Origin of the sequence: Mucilaginibacter sabulilitoris (genome assembly GCF_034262375.1) — a bacterium.
Classification (GTDB): domain Bacteria; phylum Bacteroidota; class Bacteroidia; order Sphingobacteriales; family Sphingobacteriaceae; genus Mucilaginibacter; species Mucilaginibacter sabulilitoris.
In genome coordinates this window covers 2,435,622-2,454,854 of sequence record NZ_CP139558.1, presented here as the reverse complement: position 1 = coordinate 2,454,854, position 19,233 = coordinate 2,435,622, and the positions used below count along the sequence as shown (strand labels likewise).

General features: G+C 42.7%; 18 protein-coding genes. 5 read left to right on the top strand and 13 right to left on the bottom strand.

The features are described 5' to 3' along the window. Position 1: 1 nt before the first annotated feature. From SNE25_RS10555 to SNE25_RS10530, 6 genes are all read right to left on the bottom strand, one after another. Positions 2-1,171, bottom strand: coding sequence for an RsmB/NOP family class I SAM-dependent RNA methyltransferase (locus SNE25_RS10555; RefSeq protein WP_321565062.1), 1,170 nt, complete (start codon positions 1,169-1,171; stop codon positions 2-4). Beyond that, positions 1,168-2,412, bottom strand: coding sequence for an ABC transporter substrate-binding protein (locus SNE25_RS10550; protein ID WP_321565061.1), 1,245 nt, complete (start codon positions 2,410-2,412; stop codon positions 1,168-1,170). The genes SNE25_RS10555 and SNE25_RS10550 overlap by 4 nt, the downstream gene beginning before the upstream one ends. Further along, positions 2,369-3,898, bottom strand: a complete 1,530-nt coding sequence (gene guaA, locus SNE25_RS10545) for a glutamine-hydrolyzing GMP synthase (RefSeq protein WP_321565060.1) — start codon at positions 3,896-3,898, stop codon at positions 2,369-2,371. The genes SNE25_RS10550 and guaA overlap by 44 nt, the downstream gene beginning before the upstream one ends. A gap of 326 nt (positions 3,899-4,224) precedes the next feature. Continuing rightward, positions 4,225-4,929 (bottom strand): SDR family NAD(P)-dependent oxidoreductase, encoded by a 705-nt coding sequence (locus SNE25_RS10540; protein WP_321565059.1) that lies wholly within the window; start codon positions 4,927-4,929, stop codon positions 4,225-4,227. Positions 4,930-5,102: 173 nt separating this feature from the next. Further along, entirely contained in the window at positions 5,103-6,881 is a 1,779-nt protein-coding gene (locus SNE25_RS10535; RefSeq protein WP_321565058.1) for an aromatic amino acid hydroxylase, read from the bottom strand. Positions 6,882-6,990: 109 nt separating this feature from the next. Then, positions 6,991-7,938, bottom strand: coding sequence for a lysylphosphatidylglycerol synthase transmembrane domain-containing protein (locus SNE25_RS10530; protein WP_321565057.1), 948 nt, complete (start codon positions 7,936-7,938; stop codon positions 6,991-6,993). A gap of 195 nt (positions 7,939-8,133) precedes the next feature. Here SNE25_RS10530 and SNE25_RS10525 point away from each other — a divergent pair, with 195 nt between their 5' ends. Beyond that, positions 8,134-9,003, top strand: a complete 870-nt coding sequence (locus tag SNE25_RS10525; protein ID WP_321565056.1) for a carbon-nitrogen hydrolase — start codon at positions 8,134-8,136, stop codon at positions 9,001-9,003. Between the two features lie 147 nt (positions 9,004-9,150). Then, positions 9,151-10,209 (top strand): agmatine deiminase family protein, encoded by a 1,059-nt coding sequence (locus SNE25_RS10520; protein ID WP_321565055.1) that lies wholly within the window; start codon positions 9,151-9,153, stop codon positions 10,207-10,209. Positions 10,210-10,279: 70 nt separating this feature from the next. On the opposite strand, the gene SNE25_RS10515 is transcribed toward SNE25_RS10520, so the two are convergent. Further along, a complete protein-coding gene (locus SNE25_RS10515) occupies positions 10,280-10,939 on the bottom strand; it encodes a transposase (protein ID WP_321565054.1) in 660 nt (219 codons plus the stop codon). 155 nt (positions 10,940-11,094) lie between these two features. On the opposite strand from SNE25_RS10515, the gene SNE25_RS10510 reads away from it, so the two are divergent. Then, positions 11,095-12,363 (top strand): anthranilate synthase component I family protein, encoded by a 1,269-nt coding sequence (locus SNE25_RS10510; RefSeq protein ID WP_321565053.1) that lies wholly within the window; start codon positions 11,095-11,097, stop codon positions 12,361-12,363. Positions 12,364-12,372: 9 nt separating this feature from the next. Here the strand turns inward: SNE25_RS10510 and SNE25_RS10505 are convergent, their stop codons facing one another. The 5 genes from SNE25_RS10505 to SNE25_RS10485 form a co-directional block, all read right to left on the bottom strand. Beyond that, the gene (locus tag SNE25_RS10505) at positions 12,373-13,110 is read right to left on the bottom strand and encodes a YqjF family protein (protein ID WP_321565052.1); all 738 of its coding nucleotides are present in this window, start codon (positions 13,108-13,110) and stop codon (positions 12,373-12,375) included. Between the two features lie 92 nt (positions 13,111-13,202). Further along, the gene (locus SNE25_RS10500) at positions 13,203-14,003 is read right to left on the bottom strand and encodes a M48 family metallopeptidase (RefSeq protein WP_321565051.1); all 801 of its coding nucleotides are present in this window, start codon (positions 14,001-14,003) and stop codon (positions 13,203-13,205) included. 5 nt (positions 14,004-14,008) lie between these two features. After that, positions 14,009-14,656, bottom strand: a complete 648-nt coding sequence (plsY, locus tag SNE25_RS10495; RefSeq protein WP_321565050.1) for a glycerol-3-phosphate 1-O-acyltransferase PlsY — start codon at positions 14,654-14,656, stop codon at positions 14,009-14,011. A 138-nt stretch (positions 14,657-14,794) separates the two neighbouring features. Beyond that, on the bottom strand, positions 14,795-15,637 hold the full coding sequence (gene nadC, locus SNE25_RS10490) for a carboxylating nicotinate-nucleotide diphosphorylase (RefSeq protein ID WP_321565049.1): 843 nt from the start codon (positions 15,635-15,637) through the stop codon (positions 14,795-14,797). Between the two features lie 168 nt (positions 15,638-15,805). Beyond that, positions 15,806-16,201: a DUF4783 domain-containing protein gene (locus SNE25_RS10485; protein ID WP_321565048.1), complete on the bottom strand. Its 396-nt coding sequence runs from the start codon at positions 16,199-16,201 to the stop codon at positions 15,806-15,808. Positions 16,202-16,395: 194 nt separating this feature from the next. Between SNE25_RS10485 and gpmI the strand changes: the two genes are divergently transcribed. After that, positions 16,396-17,919: a 2,3-bisphosphoglycerate-independent phosphoglycerate mutase gene (gene gpmI, locus SNE25_RS10480; RefSeq protein WP_321565047.1), complete on the top strand. Its 1,524-nt coding sequence runs from the start codon at positions 16,396-16,398 to the stop codon at positions 17,917-17,919. Then, entirely contained in the window at positions 17,906-18,481 is a 576-nt protein-coding gene (locus SNE25_RS10475; RefSeq protein WP_321565046.1) for a hypothetical protein, read from the top strand. Before gpmI ends, SNE25_RS10475 begins: the two co-directional genes overlap by 14 nt. 51 nt (positions 18,482-18,532) lie before the next feature. On the opposite strand, the gene SNE25_RS10470 is transcribed toward SNE25_RS10475, so the two are convergent. Next, positions 18,533-19,174: a tetratricopeptide repeat protein gene (locus SNE25_RS10470; RefSeq protein WP_321565045.1), complete on the bottom strand. Its 642-nt coding sequence runs from the start codon at positions 19,172-19,174 to the stop codon at positions 18,533-18,535. Between the last annotated feature and the right edge of the window lie 59 nt (positions 19,175-19,233).

The window sequence follows — 19,233 nt, the reverse complement described above, 5'->3', positions numbered from 1 at the left end:
TTCAGGAAACCGGGGCGGTTAAACGGGCTACAAACATAGTATCGGCCTTGCGCTCGTAGCCTTTCAATACTGTACTCTCTTCCAGCTTAAGGCCAAGCTCGTTAACTATAAAGTCGACCACATCTTCGTTTTCGCCTTTAAATGCCGAGCACGTAATGTAAATAAGGGGTTTACCCGGTTTAAGATATTTTACGACGTTTTGAGCTATACTTTTCTGTAGCTTCTGAAAAAATTCAATCTTCTGCGGATTAAACTGCGCTATCATTTCCGGTGTGCGCCCCCAGGTGCCGGAACCGCTGCAGGGCGCGTCAAGGATAATACCATCAAAAGCGTAATCATGTAAAACCTGGTCGATGTTGGTAGTAAGGTCGAGCGCTTTTTTCTGATATTTGGTTAAACCCGCCAACTGGAAACGCTCATCGAGGTTGGCCAGTACCGATTCGCGGATATCAGACACTACCAGCTTAATGTTGGGTTCATCCTCATGCAGCAGTAATGATTTACCGCCCGACGCCGCACAGGCATCCCACCAGCTATCCCAGCGCTGCGGCCTAAAAAAATCGCCGGTTTGCTGCGATGAAAAGTCCTGCACCTCAAACCAATGTTGTTTTGAGAATATGGTTTCTAAACGGGTACCGTTAGGGAGGGAAAAACATCCGTTGCCCTCATCTTTAAATACAATTTGTGCTTTAGTAAGTTCGGCCTTAACCAAGTGGTCATAGCCATTACGTACACGAATAAAAAGATCCGGCTGGGTAAAAAATGATTTTAAAAACGCATCCGTATCAATATCTGCTGATACCTCCGCACCCCACGGAAATACATCGTTTAAATTAAAATCAGGGTATGCAGTTTTTACGAGGGCAAATTTATCATCGGCGTTAAAACCTATGCAGGCAGCCCACTCAGGTTTAAAGTTTTGTAAAAAGGAATTGACTTGCGTGTTGCATAAAAACTCCGCAATAAACAGGCGTTCGTCGGCAGGTAAATCGGGCAGCGCCTTTCCTATTCTGAAATAGTTGTACATCAACCGGTTGGCAATGCGCCTGTCGGTTGAACCCATTTGTTTGTTTTGTCTGTAAAAACCGGGTAAAAACTTACTTAGCGGTGTATCTGCTGGGTATTCACCCAATATTCGCTGAAAAGTTTTAAGCTGGTTTATAGCCTTCATTCTACCTTTTTTAACTCAAAGTTAGTGTACATTAATATATTTACATGCGCATTCACCCATCCCAAGCCAGTTTTTTTCACAAAGCGAAAGTTGTTATGTATGCCGGTAAAGTCTGTTTTATCCAAATCAGTCATTCCTTTATTCCCTTCAAAAAGCTGCATGCCAAAATACAAACCCTCGTCAAAGCCTTTTATAGCATATTCGGTTGGTTCAACGTGATAAGCTTTATGATAGTTACGCAAAAAAGTAACAGTAGCTTCCTGCTTGTAATTTATTTTATCTGTTGAGGTAATATGTGTTTTTAACCGTTGCAATATATCAGTCTTTAAAAAACTGAATTTTTCCCAGCTCGGGTGCCCAAACAAAGTTACCGGGTAATTTTTATTCAAGGTATCTAATGATCGCAGGGTAACTCCTAAAAATGCCTGATCTGTAGCCGGTATCACAAATACATTCTGATCTGTTTTCGACAACTGCGGAACTAACCCTCCAAGTTGCCCGCGTGAAATCACAACACTTACAACTTTTACTTTCTTTTTGCCCAAACTGTCAATAGCCTTTTTAAAGTTAACTACATAATCGTTCTCCTGGCTAAAACCCGAGCGCAGTATAAATATTTTTTTGGGCTTTATTTTATCGTTGATGTACTGCGCTGCTCCCCAGGCGTGATATTCCAGCGGAGTAATAGCGGTAATGAGATTATTGTTTTTTATGTTGGCAGGTGAAGACGGCGACAATGGCGATAAAATTGGCGCACGAAGGCCCATAGTAGCCGAGAACACCTTTATTCCCTCCGGAAAAACCGGTCCTACAATGAGGTCACTTGTCCTGATCTGTGGATTATAGGCCAGACTGTGGGCCGCTGAAGCGTCATCTTTTGAATCATACAATTGCAGCTTAAAGTTAGCTCCACCCGCAGCCAGCGAATCTAAAGCGAGCTTAAAACCCTGATAGTACTCCACACTCATGTTGGCCTGGGTTAAGCCTGCGCTGCTATAGTTGCGGGGTGCAACATGATCAAGTCCCAACGGTAATATCATGGATATGATATGAACCTTTGATTCGGGCTTAGCAGCTGCTTTTTCTTCGGCTTTGGTCTCGGGCTTTTCAGTTTGCTTTTTTACAGACGTTGATACAGGCTGCACCTTTGGCGAACATGCACCCAGTATCAGCGCCGTTATAAAAAACAATAACCATTTATTCCCACTCAATGGTAGCAGGTGGTTTTGAACTGATATCATATACTACCCGGTTAATTCCTTTTACGTTATTGATAATCTCGTTAGAGATTTTGGCCAACAGATCATAAGGTAAATGGCACCAATCAGCTGTCATCCCATCCAATGATTCAACAGCACGCAGGCAAATCACGTTCTCATAGGTACGTTCATCGCCCATAACTCCTACAGATTGTACCGGCAAAAATATAGCGCCGGCCTGCCAAACCTTATCGTAAACACCGTATGATCGCAAATTGTTGATATAAATTGCGTCGGCCTCCTGCAATATAGCTACTTTTTCTGGTGTAATATCACCTAAAATCCTGATAGCCAATCCTGGACCCGGGAACGGGTGCCTGCCTAAAATATTCGGATCAATGTTTAAAGCCTTGCCTACACGCCTAACTTCATCCTTAAATAGGGTATTTAACGGTTCAACTACTTTAAGCTTCATAAAATCGGGCAAACCGCCAACATTATGGTGCGATTTGATAGTAGCCGATGGTCCTTTTACCGAAACTGATTCAATAACGTCGGGGTAAATAGTTCCTTGTCCTAACCATTTTACATCCTGTACCTCGTGTGCGGCATCATCAAACACTTCAATAAACACACGGCCAATAGCTTTGCGTTTCTTTTCCGGATCGGTTAAGCCTGCCAGCGCGTCATAAAAACGCTGCTTGGCATCAATACCTTTTATATTAAGCCCCATGTGCTTGTAAGAATCAAGCACTTGCTCGTACTCGTCTTTACGCAGCAGACCATTGTCTACAAATATGCAATGCAAATTTTTGCCGATAGCCTGGTGCAGCAGCACTGCAGCAACCGATGAATCGACACCGCCTGAAAGGCCAAGCACTACTTTATCATCGCCCAGTTTTTGGCGCAAGGCGGTTATGGTTGTTTCAATAAACGAATCGGGTGTCCAGTCCTGATGGCAGCCGCAAATGTCAACCAAAAAGTTCTCCAGCAATTGCTTGCCGTCGATGCTATGAGTTACTTCGGGGTGAAACTGTATACCGTAGGTTTGGGTTCCGGTTACCTGGTAAGCCGCTACCTTTACAGTATCGGTACTGGCAATGATCTCGAAATTATCGCCAATGCGGTCGATGGTATCGCCATGCGACATCCAAACCTGTGAGCTTTCGGGAATATTTTTAAACAGTGGGTTTTCTTTGTTGATATATTCGAGGTTGGCACGGCCATACTCGCGGGTGCTTGATGGCAATACCTCTCCCCCATGAAAATGCGCCACATACTGAGCACCGTAACAAACGCCTAAAATAGGCCGGGTGGTATGAAACTGCTCAAAATCGAAACGGGGAGCATCGTCCTGCCTTACAGAATAAGGACTGCCGGATAAGATGATTCCTTTTACAGTGCTGTCAATTTCGGGATAATGATTAAAGGGGTGGATCTCACAGTAAATATTGAGCTCCCTGACACGGCGCGCTATAAGTTGGGTGAATTGCGAGCCAAAGTCAAGAATGAGGATTTTTTCTTGCATGGGCAAAGATAGGATTTTGACCGTTGATTTTGAGTGATTATTTTGATTTCGTTGATTTTTTGTCTGAACCGGGGTTTAATGAAATTAAGGGATTCCGGGATTTTTCCTTGCAACGGATCAGCTTCGGACGAAAGCAGGCAGAACCTGATGGATTTGGTGCGACAGCAGGGAGACAGCAAGTTATGTTAAATTTTGCAGTAAGGTCAAAAATGCAAATAACTGATTATCAGATATTCACCAATGTTCATATCTGTTCACGCACCTGTGAACGTGAACAACATGGGCTGTTCGCTCCGAACTATGGTGCTTTTACATGCAGTTTCTCCTTAAGGCGTAGTTGCAGCAACAGGCAACACTTTCCCGTTGAAGAACTTATGTCCGGTAAGCGCGAAATCGGCAACATATTTACCCATTTCAAATGCCAATACCGGCGACTGGTAACCCGGGAACGCTTTCTCCAGCATTTCAGTTTGCGCCGACCCGAGTGCAAGGCAATTTACTTTGATGTCCTGTTCGGTTAGCTCCTGAGCCAGGCATTCGGTTAGCGTATGTAAAGCAGCCTTACTGGCCGAATAGGCAGATAGTCCCGGAAATTTGGTACTCCCCTGAAAGCCGCCCATACTGCCAATATTCAGGATATGTGAGCCGGCTGGCATCAGGGGTATCAGTGCTTGTATAATGCGTACGTGACCCATAAAATTACTTTGCAGCATCTCTACAAAATCACTTTCCAATAATTCGGTAAAAGGTTTATTAACAAGTACACCGGCATTGTTTATTAAAATATCTACACGGTTATCAAAGTTAGCGGCAATAAATTGTTGCAGGCCCGCGTAATCATCATGAACAATGTCAAAATTCAGGGCGAAAAGCTGGCAGTCAGGATTAAGCCCGTGGGCTATTTCCAGCAAACGTTCTAATTTATCCTGTGAGCGGGCCAGCGCTATTACCTTATGGCTGCCCGAAAGTATCAGTTCAATTACAGCTTCAAATCCTACGCCGCTGCTGGCGCCTGTTATAATGATGTTCATAAGTCCTCTAACCCCTAAAGAAGGAATAAAATTTAAAATTTCAAATATGTCATCGCGAGCGTAGCGTGGCAATCTCACCAGTGCAGAATCGACCTGCTAAACGAGATTGCTTCGTGCCTCGCAATGACATATCGGTATTAATATGATACGACATGTTGTTAATAGACGCGCGCCTAAAATACCAATTTTTGTTCAACGGGATAAGCTATTAGGTAAAAACCATCGGCTATGAGTTTTTTTAACTCGGGCTCATTCTTTGCCTTTTGTTCCAGAAACTGTCTGATATCGGCAGCTAATAACGGTTCTATATTCTCGTGCTCCAGCATTTCCAGTATTTCGAGGGCGCAAAGCCAATCGTTATGATGATTACTTTGGAGTTTTAGCCATACATTGCCTAAAAAACTATAGTCGCCCTGTTTTAACCGGCAGTTGCGAACCTGCTGATAAAGCTTGTGCAGCTCTTTGGTTTTAAAATCGTAGTCGGCATGATGAGTAGCCGTTCTTGATTTGTAAACCACGTCCTCAAAAGCTTCTTTATCAGCAGCGCCACAAAAAACGGATACTATTTTTTCTCCAACCGCCATATCATATACCCCCCATGATGGATCAAATAACACCTGGCCTTTTTTGTCGATAACCGTACAATCAGCAAAAGTAATGAGCTGCGTTTTATCCAAAAATGATAAAACAGTTTTTACCGTTCCGGTAACTGTAATACCGCTTTCAAAATCAAGTGTAGCTGTTTTGCCTTTAGCTATACCCATGTTATCCAATTCTTCTTCCGACAGGTCTTCCAGAGGCGAATTAATATTTTTTAGTTTGCCAACCGGCGAGCTAAAACCATCCTGGTGATAATTTTTGCCATGACCGGGCAACTGTTTATTATTTAAAGATAAAACAGTGGGCCGTGTAGTTTTAATAAAGTACGGGTTGCCTTCTTTATCTGACTTAAAATCAGTAATAATACCCGAAACCTGTAAGCCTGAGCTGTAAACCGCGGTACAGGTATTTTTACTTTCAACAGCTTTAGTAAGACCATAGGTCCCGCCACGCCTGAACGACATGGTATTGGCAAACTCTTCCAATACGTCTATCAGGTTTTGAAAAGTTGGCGTTACAAAAAGTTGCGGTTGCGGCTTGGTAATATCATAACTATAGTTTACCGCATCGGCGGTGTACCATAGCTTTTCAACTTCGGGGTTCATGCAGCTCGAGCTTTCGCCTATTGACGAGAGCAGGCCAGCGCCATAAATTTTAGGCTGTTCCAGCGTACCAATGAGGCCGTATTCTACCGTCCACCAGTGCAGGCGGCTCAGTAGGGCCATTTCCGATGGTTCGCCCATATTTTCCTGGCGATAAGCTACCAACTCTTCGGCCTTTTTAATGGCTTCCTCATCAGCATCGGGCATTTCCTTGAGTATCGAGAGTTCCCGAATAGCCTCATACAATTCAAAATCCTGGGCCGAAAACATGGCTTTAGCGCCTATCGAACCAAAATAACTCAAGTATTCATGGTAATCCTTATCAGCAATAATAGGCGCGTGCCCTGCCGACTCATGGATAATATCCGGAGCCGGGGTGTATTCAATATGCCTTAACTGGCGTATATCCGCAGCTATAACCAGTACCCTGAAGGCCTGGTATTCCATAAACGCAGCCGGAGGTATAAAGCCGTCAACGGTAACCGCGCCCCAGCCTATTTTGGCCAGCGCGTTGTTCATTTCCTGCAAATTGGGGATACGCTCAATTGTTAACCCGGCTTTGGTTAAGCCGGGTATATATGGATAGTAGGCTACATCTTTAAGATAGCTGTAATTTTGCCGCATTACATATCGCCAAACCGCATGATCAATGGGCGTGTAATGCTCATAATGCTGGTCGACTATAAATTGCTTTAAATGACCGGGCAACGCAGCAACCTGCGGATTGTTAAAATCATTAAAATGGCTCATTAATAAATTAAATTTATATATAGAACGCCAATTTAAGTAAATGCTTACCTCACTTGCAAAGTTTGGAATATGATTTTAGTATAGCTTTCAAATTAGAATAATATTCTGCTTATTGCTGATTTTCCAATGAAAATTCCGATGGTTTTTGCAATCCCCGCTCAAGGCGTTTTGGGCGTATCACATAATATATACCAATTAAAGCAACAATAATTGAGATGAGGTAAAAGCCAAAGCTCAAGTAAACAGCCATATCTTCGGTAAGATTAAACTGACGTGCCAGGGTTAAAAAAAGCGCATCTCTGATGCCGCCACCGCCTAAACTAAACGGAATAACTGCTGCTAATGAAGAGAAGAGAAATGATAACAGGTAAGGCGCAAACTTGCCGTTAAAATCCTGGGCAAGCAGCAAGCATACAATGGCAAGTAATTGCATACTTTGTACACCAATAGCTTTCAGATGGCCGGAGAAAAAATTATGGGTATAATCCCTGAAAAATTTACGTGCAATAAAATAATAAATTACAGACCCCACCGAAACTATACTTAGCGGAATTGCTAAATGATACGGGAAACTCGGAATTAAAATAATAAGGCCAACCACAATAGCGCCAATAGCCCAAAAGCCGCTTAGTCTATCAAACAAAATAGCCCAGAAAACTTTTTTGGTGGGTAATTTATAGGTTTTATGCAGTAAGTAAATTTTATAACCATCGCCGCCTATGCCACCGGGTAATAATACGTTATAACACAAGCCTAAAAAATACAAGCGGAGGTTAAAACGCCAATCAAGCTTAAGACCAATAGATTTAAAGAAGCTAAGTAAACGCCATGACGAAAACAGCATTGAGCCCACGTAACAAAGAATAGCTGCAGTCAGCCAGGCACGGTTAGCATGCGCAAGGCGAAATTTTATTTTAGCAAACGGCACTTTGCTAAAAACCCAGTATAACAGGCCACCGGTAACAACAATTATTAGTATAACTTTTATAACGCCCCAAAGCTTACCCTTCCAGGTTTTATGCTCGGCACCTTCGTCAATTATTTCGTCTTCTGTCATTGGCTGCAAAGCTAATTATTTGATTGAACACATGAATTTTTTTTTAAACTGTAACAACATTGGTTCAACAACGCAGTTTATATAACTAAAGTTTGCCAAAACAATAAAAAACCTGACCATCAGCAATATGTAATCATTGATTAATTGAGCAAAAATCATCATATCTATTGTTATTTTTGCGGAAATTTTATTAGTATGAGTAAAGTAAAAGTTGGCCTGGTACAAATGAGCTGCACTGCCGATAAGCAGCAGAACTTGCAAAAGGCTATTGTTAAGGTTAGGGAAGCCGCCGAAAAGGGTGCACAAATAGTTTGTTTACAAGAGCTGTTTACCTCGCTTTATTTTTGTGATGTTGAAGATTACGACAACTTTAAGCTGGCCGAAGCCATACCCGGCCCATCAACTGATGAGCTATCAAAGGTAGCTGCCGAGCTTAATGTGGTGATCATTGCCTCGCTGTTTGAAAAACGTGCACAGGGTGTTTACCACAACACTACAGCGGTTTTAGATGCCGACGGAAGTTACCTGGGCAAATACCGTAAAATGCATATCCCCGACGATCCGGGCTTTTACGAAAAATTTTACTTCACTCCCGGCGATCTGGGGTACAAAGTGTTTAAAACCAAATATGGTAAATTAGGCGTACTGATTTGCTGGGACCAATGGTATCCCGAAGCAGCCCGTATCACCGCACTAATGGGTGCCGATATATTGTTTTACCCAACCGCTATTGGCTGGGCTACTACCCAGGACGAGGCTACCAATATTGAGCAATACAATGCATGGCAAACCATACAACGCTCGCACGCTGTAGCCAACGGCATACATGTGGTGAGCGTTAACCGTGTAGGTGAAGAAGCCGGCGTAAAATTCTGGGGGGGATCATTCTTTGCAAACCCTTTTGGCGCGATTATTCACCAAACGTCGCATAATGAGGAAGAGGTAGTAGTACAGGAGCTGGACCTTGACAAATCTGACTATTACAGGAGCCACTGGCCGTTTCTGCGCGACCGCAGGATTGACAGTTACCAGCCAATAACTAAGCGTTTACTGGACGAGGATTAGCCCCACCCAACCCTCCCCTAAAGGGAGAGGGCTTTATATAACATGTCATTGCGAGGCACGAAGCAATCTTATCGAAAAAGTGCCCGAACATGCACAATGAGATTGCCACGCTGCGCTCGCAATGACATACAAATTTAATTAACCTAAATGAGCCAAAATATATCTACCATACAAACTCCTGCTTCACAAGGATTTTTTTTTCCTGCCGAATGGGCTAAACATACCGCTACCTGGCTTTCATGGCCGCATAAGGAAGCCTCATGGCCGGGAAAGCTGGACACGGTGTACCCGTCATACATTGAATTTATTAAAATTTTAACCCGTAACGAACTCGTACGCATAAACGTGGCTGACGAGGCAATGAAGGCGTCTGTAACCTTTCAGCTACAAACTGCCAGTGTTGATATGGAATGCGTGGAACTGTTTGAGTTTGGCACTAACGATGCCTGGTGCCGTGATCACGGACCTGCGTTTGTGATCAATCCGGAAACCAAACAAAAAGCCATTATTGACTGGGGGTATAACGCCTGGGGTGGGAAATATCCGCCATTTGACCTCGATGATGTGATTCCTACCAAAATAGGTCAGCATTTTAATTTGCCGGTATTTAACCCCGGTATTGTGATGGAAGGCGGCTCTGTTGATTTTAACGGCAAAGGCACCATCCTTACCACAACAGCATGTCTGCTTAATAAAAACCGAAATCCGCTGTTAAGCCAGGATCAGATAGAAACCTATCTCCACAATTATTATGGCGCCGAGCAAATTTTATGGCTGGGCGATGGCATTGTTGGCGATGATACCGACGGCCATATTGATGATATTACCCGTTTTGTAAACGAGGATACTGTGGTTACCGTAGTTGAAGAAGACAAAAACGACGAAAATTATCATATACTGCAGGAAAACCTGGAAGCCTTAAAAACCATGCGCCTGCTCAACGGCAAGCAGCTTAACATTGTTGAGCTGCCTATGCCCGAAGCGGTGATTTATGAGGATACCCGCTTGCCGGCGTCTTATGCCAATTTTTATATTGCAAATTCGGCCGTGATCGTTCCCACATACCGTTCTGTAAACGACGATAAAGCATGTGCCATATTGCAGCAATGTTTCCCTGACCATGAGGTTATAGGCATTGATTCTACAGATATTATTTGGGGGCTTGGTAGTTTCCATTGCCTGAGCCAACAAGAGCCTGTTATATAACAATACTTGTGTACAACAGCAAAAGGGCCGCTTGATGCCACGAATGGTCGGAAGAAATTCCGGCCATTTTTTATGTCTTAAAAAAGAGGCCGGGATCACCACCACATTGTACAACAATTAAAGCAATGGCCAAGTCTCTGACTTCCATAGCAAATCGTCTTTTAGAAGTTTTATAACCCTGTTTATTCCCCTTTTTGTAGATCAATACCAGCATACTGGTTATCAATGTCATATATAACATAACCTGTAGACCGTTTTTATTTAGCGAAACCAGGTGGCTCACGTTGAGTTCTTGTTTGAGGAACCGAAAAAAAACCTCCATGTCCCAACGCCTGCGGTAGGCTTGGGCGATGTCTTTGGCTGATAAGTCGAACTCATTGGTTAACAGCCAGTACTCTTTACCATCATCGGATTTACTTTTTACGACAACCAGGCGAAAAGGACGATCCACCTGTACCTCTCTGTAATGTTTATTCCCCCGCTTGTTGGCTATAGGCATACCTGTATAGAGCCGGACAATGCTATCTCTAAGCAAAATGGATCCCCCCATATCCATGTTCTGCCCTTCAGTGATCAGCGATTCTACCCATTCGAACTTTCTGTTCTCCTTTGAACGACAGATGAAGTTTAGCTCACTTTCACTGAAAGTTTTCATTGTCCGGGTAGATTGAAGCCCCCTGTCCAGTACATAGATATTTTGATGCCCGGGTTCTTTCTTTACGTGCGCCATGACAACCTCAATGAGAAAAACAAGTAAATAATTGATAATCAAATGCTTAAATACAAAACTTTAAGCCTGAAAAACAAAAAAAGTCGGAAGATAAAATCTTCCGACCATTCGTGGCTTGATGCGGCCTTTTTGTTTTACTTGATTAATTTTGTATAGTGATTATACCAGTTAATGATTTGCCTGTTTTTAAGCAAAAAGTCCTGCAATGGGCATCGTCGTTTGATGCCATAAGCTACCTTGACTCCAATGGCTTTAATGATCCTTATGGTAAGTTTGATACAATGATTGCGATGGGTGCCAGGAACGAGCTGACCGCCACGGCAGGGGATGCGTTTAATCAACTGGAGACCTTCCGGCAGCACAATCCGGGATGGATAACCGGTTTTTTAGGTTACGATCTGAAGAATGAAACAGAACAACTAACTTCACTAAACCCCGATAAGTTGCAATTTCCGGATCTGTATTTTTTTGCTCCCGAACACGTTATTGTTATTAACGGTAATCAAGCGGAAATAATAAGCAATACTCCTGAGCTAATTTTAAATAATATTGAGCGCCAGGAATTAGTTGCCTACAAGCCCGGGCCATCCATAAACTTGCAGTCACGATTTAGCAAACATGAATATATTAACGCGGTAACCAGCATACAGGAGCACATTAATCGCGGCGATATATATGTAACCAATTTTTGCCAGGAGTTTTTTGCCGAGCATGCCCATATCGACCCGTTAGCCATATTTACCCAACTCAATAAGGTTTCGCCCAATCCGTTTAGCACTTTTTTTAAGTGGAAAGATAATTATATACTTGGCGCATCGCCCGAGCGTTTTTTGGCTAAACGCGGCAGCAAGTTAATATCACAGCCCATTAAAGGCACCGCCAAAAGAGGTGCAGACACCAAAACAGACGATGCAATAAAACAACAACTGCGCAACCATCCAAAAGAACTGCAGGAAAACGTAATGATTGTTGACCTTGTCCGGAACGATCTTACCCGCTCGGCCAAACAGGGTACGGTTAAAACCGAAGACCTTTTTGGCATTTACAGTTTTCAATATGTACATCAGATGATTTCGACAGTGGTGTGTGAAATTCAGGATGAACTATCGCCTATTCAAGCTATTAAAAATACTTTCCCCATGGGCAGCATGACAGGGGCGCCAAAGATCAGCTCTATGCGCTTAATGGAACAATACGAGCGCAGCAAACGCGGCATGTACTCAGGCGCTATAGGTTATTTAAGTCCGGATAATGATTTTGATTTTAATGTGGTGATCCGCACCTTGCTTTATAATTCAGTTGATGGTTACTTGTCATTCCATGCGGGCAGCGCCATAACTTATCACGCCAATGCCGAAAATGAGTACGAAGAATGCCTGCTTAAAGCACAGGCTGTTGTAGAAGTTTTGGGTGGGCTGAAGTAACCATTGCCGTCAGGCCTTTAACTCCACTGTTATCTTATCCCCCATTCGCACCTTAATATCAGACCCAACTGCAAAAAATGCCGAAACAGGTTCACGTTCCAGGTAGGGTTTAAACTCTTCCCCATATAATGCGGTGACATCGGCATCAAAAACATAATCTTTAACCTTGCCAGTTTGCCATGAGATGTGCTCAACCTGGTATTCCATTGTGGTAACACGGCTTAGTTTATTATATCCCCAGTAGTGCTCTAAAATAAACTCCTCGGCACTGCCCGGTTCCATAGCCAATAATTCATTACTTGCCGTGGCACCAAGCTTGTTCCACCTGCCATTTAATTTCCATTCATATAAAAATCCGGTATGGTTATCAGGCGTAAGGGTAATAGAGCTACGCATGGGTAATGCCCGGTAATGTTCTTTATATAAATTATTGGCAATAAGGGCAATAATGCTTTTAGGCACAATTTCACTGATAAAAACAGCTCCCCTTTTCCATCCGTTACCATTAAAATGCCTTACATAGAAACGAAGATTAACCTCTTCAAAATTTACATGCCATGGCCATTTAATACCGAGCACTTTGGTATCTAAAAACATAAAGCCCACCATACTCACAAATGCCTTGCCCTGCCACAAATCGAGCACAGTAGCAGGTGGCAGGTAAGGGTCAAGTATTTGCGGGTCAACCTCATAGTTAATCATGACCAGATTTTTCCACTGAGCCTGTAAAAACTGACGTTTGGGCATTTAGTAGTGAGTTTTAAGTAATGAGTATTGAGTTTTAAGCGCCCTGTAAATATTTATGTAAGAGTTTTTCACTCAATACTCAGTACTCAAAACTATTTCTTATAATATTTCATTGCCTCGGGTATAAGGTTTTGAATGTTGGCTATGCGGGTTGCGTCGGCAGGGTGCGTACTTAAAAGTTCAGGTGGAGCTTCTCCTTTATTTTGAGCAGACATACGCTGCCAGAATGTTATAGCATTATGCGGATCGTAACCGGCCATGGCCATAAAGGTAAGCCCTAAACGGTCGGCTTCAGATTCCTGGTCGCGTGAGTATTTTAATAATAACAATTGGCCGCCAACGCCATACAACTGATTTATTACAGTTTGTGTACCGGCAGATTTAGTATTAGTAGCTACCCCTACACCAGTGCCCACGCCTTCAACTACCATTTGTTTTGAAATACGCTCGGCAGAGTGCCTCGCAATGGCATGACCAATTTCATGTCCCATAACAACGGCCAGGTAAGCATCCGTATTGGCTACCGGCAACAAGCCGCTATATACGGCAACTTTGCCACCGGGCATACACCAGGCATTAACTTCGCTGCTTTGAATCAGGTTAAATTCCCACTGGAAATTATATTGGTCGCCATAACCATTTTGTTTTAAATAACTTTCAATTGCAACCGCAAGGTTGTTACCAATTCTTTTAACGCGCTGGGCATCGGTACCAGTATTGATAACTTTTGTTTTAGGGTCTGACAGTAATTGCTTGTAGCTTGCCGCTGCAGATTGGTTTACTTCGGCATCGCCAACAAGGCTTAATTGCTTACGTCCTGTTAGCGGGACAGTTGAACAGGAATACAATGCCATGATGAATATCAGGGCAATAACAGGTTTGATTTTTTTCATGGTGATCAGGCAGCTTTTTTCTTAAAAAAATTAACTTTCGATTCTTTGCCTTTTAGTAAGCGTTCGATATTCTTTTGATGTGTTACAAGTATCAGCAGGCATATACACATACCATAAATTACCACCGACCTGATAGACGTGGGGAAAATAAACGAGACCCCTATAGGATATGTAAAGGCTGCTGCAATTGAGCTGAGCGATACATACCTTGTTATTAAAAGCACCAATACAAATACCACTACGCATAATAACGCGGCATGAAAATGAATAGCCAAAATCATTCCAAATAAAGTGGCAACGCCTTTGCCACCTCTAAAACCGGCAAAAATCGGGAACAAGTGGCCCATTACAGCCGCTACGCCCAACGCCAGCGCGTAATTGGTATAAGCAACCGAATTATACGGACCTGTGGTTGATACTCCTATAAAATAAGCAAGGTTTGTAGCTGTCCATCCTTTTAAAATATCGAGCATCATTACCGGTATACCGGCCTTTTTTCCCAACACCCTGAAAGTATTGGTAGCGCCGGCATTACCGCTGCCATACTCTCTCACATCAATATCATAAAAAGCCAGACCTATCCAAACGGCAGTAGGTATAGATCCGCAGAGGTAGGCCAATATGAGTGCTGAAACTGAATAAACGGTTATCATTTCTCTGCAATATTACAAAATTGATGCGGTACTAAAATTTTAATCATCATTTTAACGCCTGGCGTTAATTCCGGATCCGGATATTCCGGATTATTGAATTGCTTAAATTGGTTAAGCCTGGTAAATGAGGTGCAGGTACTATACCGCCTTAAGGCTTAAATCTAAACTTTTTACAGAATGCGTTAATGCACCAACTGATATATAATCAACCCCGCAATCGGCATACTCCCGTATATTATCAACGGTTATGCCTCCCGATGCCTCGGTAATGAAACGTCCCTGAATAATATTGACTGCCTGTCTCAGATTGTCAAAATTGAAGTTATCCAGCAATATACGGTTTACATGGCCGGTTTGCAAAACCTGGTCAAGCTCTTCCAGGTTCCTTACTTCAATTTCTATAGCAAGTTTCTTGTTATTGTTTGCAAGGTACTGGTTTGCGTTTTCAATGGCCTGCCTTATGCCGCCGGCATAGTCAACGTGGTTATCCTTAATCAAGATCATGTCATACAAACCAAAGCGATGGTTAACTCCTCCGCCTATTCTTACTGCCCACTTTTCAAGATAACGCAGGCCTGGGGTTGTTTTACGGGTATCTAAAACTTTGGTATTGGTATCTTTTAAAAGATCAACTATTTCGCGGGTTTTTGTAGCAATTCCAGACATGCGCTGCATACAATTCAGTACCAAACGCTCGGCTATCAAAATACTTTGGGCACTGCCCTCCACTTCAAAAGCTATGTCTTTGGGTTTTACAACTGCCCCGTCATTTAAAAATACATTAAGCTTAAGTCCGGCATTAACTACATTAAAAATTTCGGCAGCCAGCTCAACTCCGGCCAGTATACCTTCGTCCTTTACTAAAAGTTTTGCTTTACCTGTTGTGCCGGCCGGAATGGTTGACAATGAGGTATGATCGCCATCACCTACATCTTCCTTTAAAGCTTCAACTATAAAATGGTGTATAAGTTCCTTATCCAAGTGTATTATTTTTAAGCCTCAAAAGTAACAACAATTTTTGGATGCACAGGTTTTAGATATGCTCATGTATAAATTTAAGACTTGCGAATGAAAAAGCAGACTCGTTTATCTACGCTTAACTCAGTGTGTTATTTCGAGGTAAAATATACACACCGGGGATTTGCTCCCCTATTTCATCTTTTCATTTTCAATACGTAGTTCAATGATACTCAGTTTACTATCTGCGTCTTTAAGGGTAAAAGCAACACGATACACGCCGCTTTCGGTTGTGAGGATAAATACACCAAAACGGTAGTTGGCACTGGAATTTACTTTATGCAGCAACTTTATGGTTTTGGGCTTGTTTTTTGAAAAAAAACGGTCGAGTATAAGCGTAGCCTGAGTTTGTGAATAGATATTTTCATTATCCATTATGGCAATTTCAATGCTTGATGCAAATAACTTAGACAGTTCTTTGGTATTACCCTGTTTTATAAGATTGGCTACATTATCAATTGGGTCGGCCATCGCAACACACGGCAATAACAGTAAAATAATAAACGATGGCAGGTAAATCAGCTTCATATTATATTTTATGTAATAAGCAGGGACTTCATGTTACACAATGCTATAAGCGTGCCAACGGGGCTATTGGTCTTCTAAAAAGATATAACTGTTTTTATAATTAATTATTATTCAAATAAAGTGCATCATAGGTCTGCCTGCCGAAAATAAAAAAATTATAATATAAAGTAGAGCGTTGCCTTTATATTTGCGCTGTGGAAAATAAAAAAAAACTCGCATTAATTATTCTTGATGGCTGGGGTTATGGCCGTAACGACCAGTCGAACGCGATACTTGCAGCCGACACACCATTTGTGGATGGGCTACTGCAACAATATCCAAACTCAAAATTAGAAGCCTCCGGAACAGCGGTAGGATTACCTGCCGGGCAAATGGGCAACTCAGAAGTTGGGCACATGAACCTGGGTGCCGGGCGTGTGGTTTACCAGGAGCTGGGTCGCATTCACAAAGCAGTTGATGATAATGAACTGCCAACCATCTCAGTATTGAAAGATGCCTTTGAATATGCCAACCAAAAAAACAAGAATGTGCATCTTATTGGCCTCGTGTCTGACGGTGGCGTACATTCACATATCAGGCATGTAAAAGGATTATGTGATGCCGCGAAGCAGCAAGATGTGAAAAATGTTTTTATCCACGCCTTTTTAGATGGGCGCGATACTGACCCTAAATCGGGGCTGGGCTTTATTACCGATCTGGAAGATCATATAGCGGGAACAAATGCGAAAATAGCATCGGCCATTGGCCGTTATTACGCCATGGACCGTGATAACCGCTGGGAAAGAGTTAAGCTGGCCTATGACCTGATGGTTAACGGACAAGGTGAAGCTGCACAACATATAACTGATGCCATTAAAAAATCATACGATGAAGGGGTTACAGATGAATTTGTAAAACCAATAGTAAAGGTTGATATAAATGGCAACCCACTGGCTGTTATTAAAGATGGCGATGTGGTGATCTGCTTTAATTTCCGTACCGACAGGGGCCGCGAAATCAGTATTGCCCTTACGCAAAAATCATTTCCTGAATACAACCTGCACCCGCTTGATATTCGTTACATCACGATGACCCCATATGATGAAACGTTTAAAAATGTACAGGTAGTATTTAATAAGGAAGACCTGACCAAAACACTTGGCGAGATTTTGCAGAATGCCGGCAAAACCCAGATCAGGATTGCCGAAACCGAAAAATACCCGCACGTAACCTTCTTCTTTTCGGGAGGCCGCGAAAAAGAATTTGATAACGAAAAGCGCCTGCTGGCGCCATCGCCCAAGGTAGCCACCTATGATTTGCAGCCCGAAATGAACGCGGCTGGCATACGCGATGCCATCATTCCCGAGCTGGAAAGCGGCTGGCCTGATTTTGTTTGTCTTAACTTTGCCAATACCGATATGGTTGGCCATACAGGTGTGTTCAGCGCGGTTGTAAAAGCTGCCGAAACTGCCGATGCCTGCACAAAAGCTGTTGTTGAAGCCGGCTTGGCCAATGGCTATTCCTTTATTATTCTTGCCGACCACGGCAATGCCGATTACATGATTAATGAAGACGGCACACCTAATACAGCGCATACCACTAACCTGGTTCCATGTATCATTATTGACAAAGACGTTAAACACGTTAACGATGGCAAGCTGGGCGATGTAGCACCAACTATATTAAACATACTGGGTGTAGCAATTCCCCCGGAAATGACTGGTAATGTATTGGTGTAAACTAAAATCAACACTATCCACAACAGCCGCCCTTTTGGGTGGCATACTGCTCCTATCCGGCTTGCCCTCCTGCAGGCCGGATATTAAGCAAAGCGGAACTGTATTAAAATACTTTGATATCAACGGTTATTTTAAGGCAGATACCGCAAGACTCCGCAAATCAGACCCGGCTGTTAATAAAACAGTAACGCATAACGGGATAACCGAAAACAAAACAGTACATATTACCAACTGGGGGCACGAACTGAACCTTTTCATCCAATCTGACATTAACAGGCCTGCCTGGAAAAACAGTTATCGTGTTCAGGTTATCGATAGCCTGATCATATACCAGGCCAAACACTCCGAACTGCGCACCACACGAGTGGTTATCAGAAAAGACAAGGACAAGGTAAAATGGATACTCATTTTTAACCATACCAAAAATCTGCTGTATGAAACAAGGGAGAAACTAAGTTATTTTCCCGATTCTGTTTATCTGATTGAAAAATGGCAGCAGGTTAGGCTAATGGGACGCAATAATTACCGTATTGAAGGCACGCTAAAATCCAAGGCACGCTAAATACCCCTTCTACCTCCCGGATAATTAAAATTGTTGTAAAATCTGATCTGATTAATGACGTGCAACGGTAGGTGTGGTTGCCTGAAGCAGTTTCCCCTTTGACTGGTCTATCAGGTTCGCAATATCTGTTCTGCCCGGGTTATCACTTAATACTTTTTCCAGATCTGCTATTGAGGCTTTTAATGAATTTATACCCCTTGCCCTGTCATAAAAATGAGAATTGTTCTGTAGCTTAAATATGCCGTAATCGCGGTAGGCTATACCACGGTTCTGGTAGTATTTATTATCGTTAGGATCACTGTTAATGGATATAGCTTTGGTAAGGTCAACAATTGCCCCTAACAGGTAAAGTTCTTTATCGGCAGGGATAGTTTGGTTATCCTTACCCAAATAGCTTTTTGCGCGTGCCCGGTAATAGTAGGCTGTAGCATCGGCAGGCTTTATGGCTATAACACGGGTATAAGCAGCAATAGATTTTTTATAATTGTCGCTGTGATAATAAGAGTAACCCAGCATCCAGAGCGCATTAGCATTGGTTGAATCAGTGATACACGCTTTTTCAAGATGCGACACCGCCGAACGGAAATCGCCATCCATCAGCGCCTGTTGCCCCATTCTAACATAGGCACTCTGTGCCGATGCCGTTTCGAGCGAAGACATTATTAAAAAGGATACAATAACCGATAACTTCATTTGCGCTTAGTAGTGAAACAATAACGGTATAACATTAACTAACATTGTATCAAATTATT

Excerpts from the sequence above, each read along its gene's own strand:
- SNE25_RS10555 (WP_321565062.1), bottom strand. The coding sequence starts at position 1,171 with ATGAAGGCTATAAACCAGCTTAAAACTTTTCAGCGAATATTGGGTGAA.
- SNE25_RS10550 (WP_321565061.1), bottom strand. The coding sequence starts at position 2,412 with ATGATATCAGTTCAAAACCACCTGCTACCATTGAGTGGGAATAAATGG.
- guaA (WP_321565060.1), bottom strand. The coding sequence starts at position 3,898 with ATGCAAGAAAAAATCCTCATTCTTGACTTTGGCTCGCAATTCACCCAA.
- SNE25_RS10540 (WP_321565059.1), bottom strand. The coding sequence starts at position 4,929 with ATGAACATCATTATAACAGGCGCCAGCAGCGGCGTAGGATTTGAAGCT.
- SNE25_RS10535 (WP_321565058.1), bottom strand. The coding sequence starts at position 6,881 with ATGAGCCATTTTAATGATTTTAACAATCCGCAGGTTGCTGCGTTGCCC.
- SNE25_RS10530 (WP_321565057.1), bottom strand. The coding sequence starts at position 7,938 with ATGACAGAAGACGAAATAATTGACGAAGGTGCCGAGCATAAAACCTGG.
- SNE25_RS10525 (WP_321565056.1), top strand. The coding sequence starts at position 8,134 with ATGAGTAAAGTAAAAGTTGGCCTGGTACAAATGAGCTGCACTGCCGAT.
- SNE25_RS10520 (WP_321565055.1), top strand. The coding sequence starts at position 9,151 with ATGAGCCAAAATATATCTACCATACAAACTCCTGCTTCACAAGGATTT.
- SNE25_RS10515 (WP_321565054.1), bottom strand. The coding sequence starts at position 10,939 with ATGGCGCACGTAAAGAAAGAACCCGGGCATCAAAATATCTATGTACTG.
- SNE25_RS10505 (WP_321565052.1), bottom strand. The coding sequence starts at position 13,110 with ATGCCCAAACGTCAGTTTTTACAGGCTCAGTGGAAAAATCTGGTCATG.
- SNE25_RS10500 (WP_321565051.1), bottom strand. The coding sequence starts at position 14,003 with ATGAAAAAAATCAAACCTGTTATTGCCCTGATATTCATCATGGCATTG.
- plsY (WP_321565050.1), bottom strand. The coding sequence starts at position 14,656 with ATGATAACCGTTTATTCAGTTTCAGCACTCATATTGGCCTACCTCTGC.
- SNE25_RS10485 (WP_321565048.1), bottom strand. The coding sequence starts at position 16,201 with ATGAAGCTGATTTACCTGCCATCGTTTATTATTTTACTGTTATTGCCG.
- SNE25_RS10475 (WP_321565046.1), top strand. The coding sequence starts at position 17,906 with ATGTATTGGTGTAAACTAAAATCAACACTATCCACAACAGCCGCCCTT.
- SNE25_RS10470 (WP_321565045.1), bottom strand. The coding sequence starts at position 19,174 with ATGAAGTTATCGGTTATTGTATCCTTTTTAATAATGTCTTCGCTCGAA.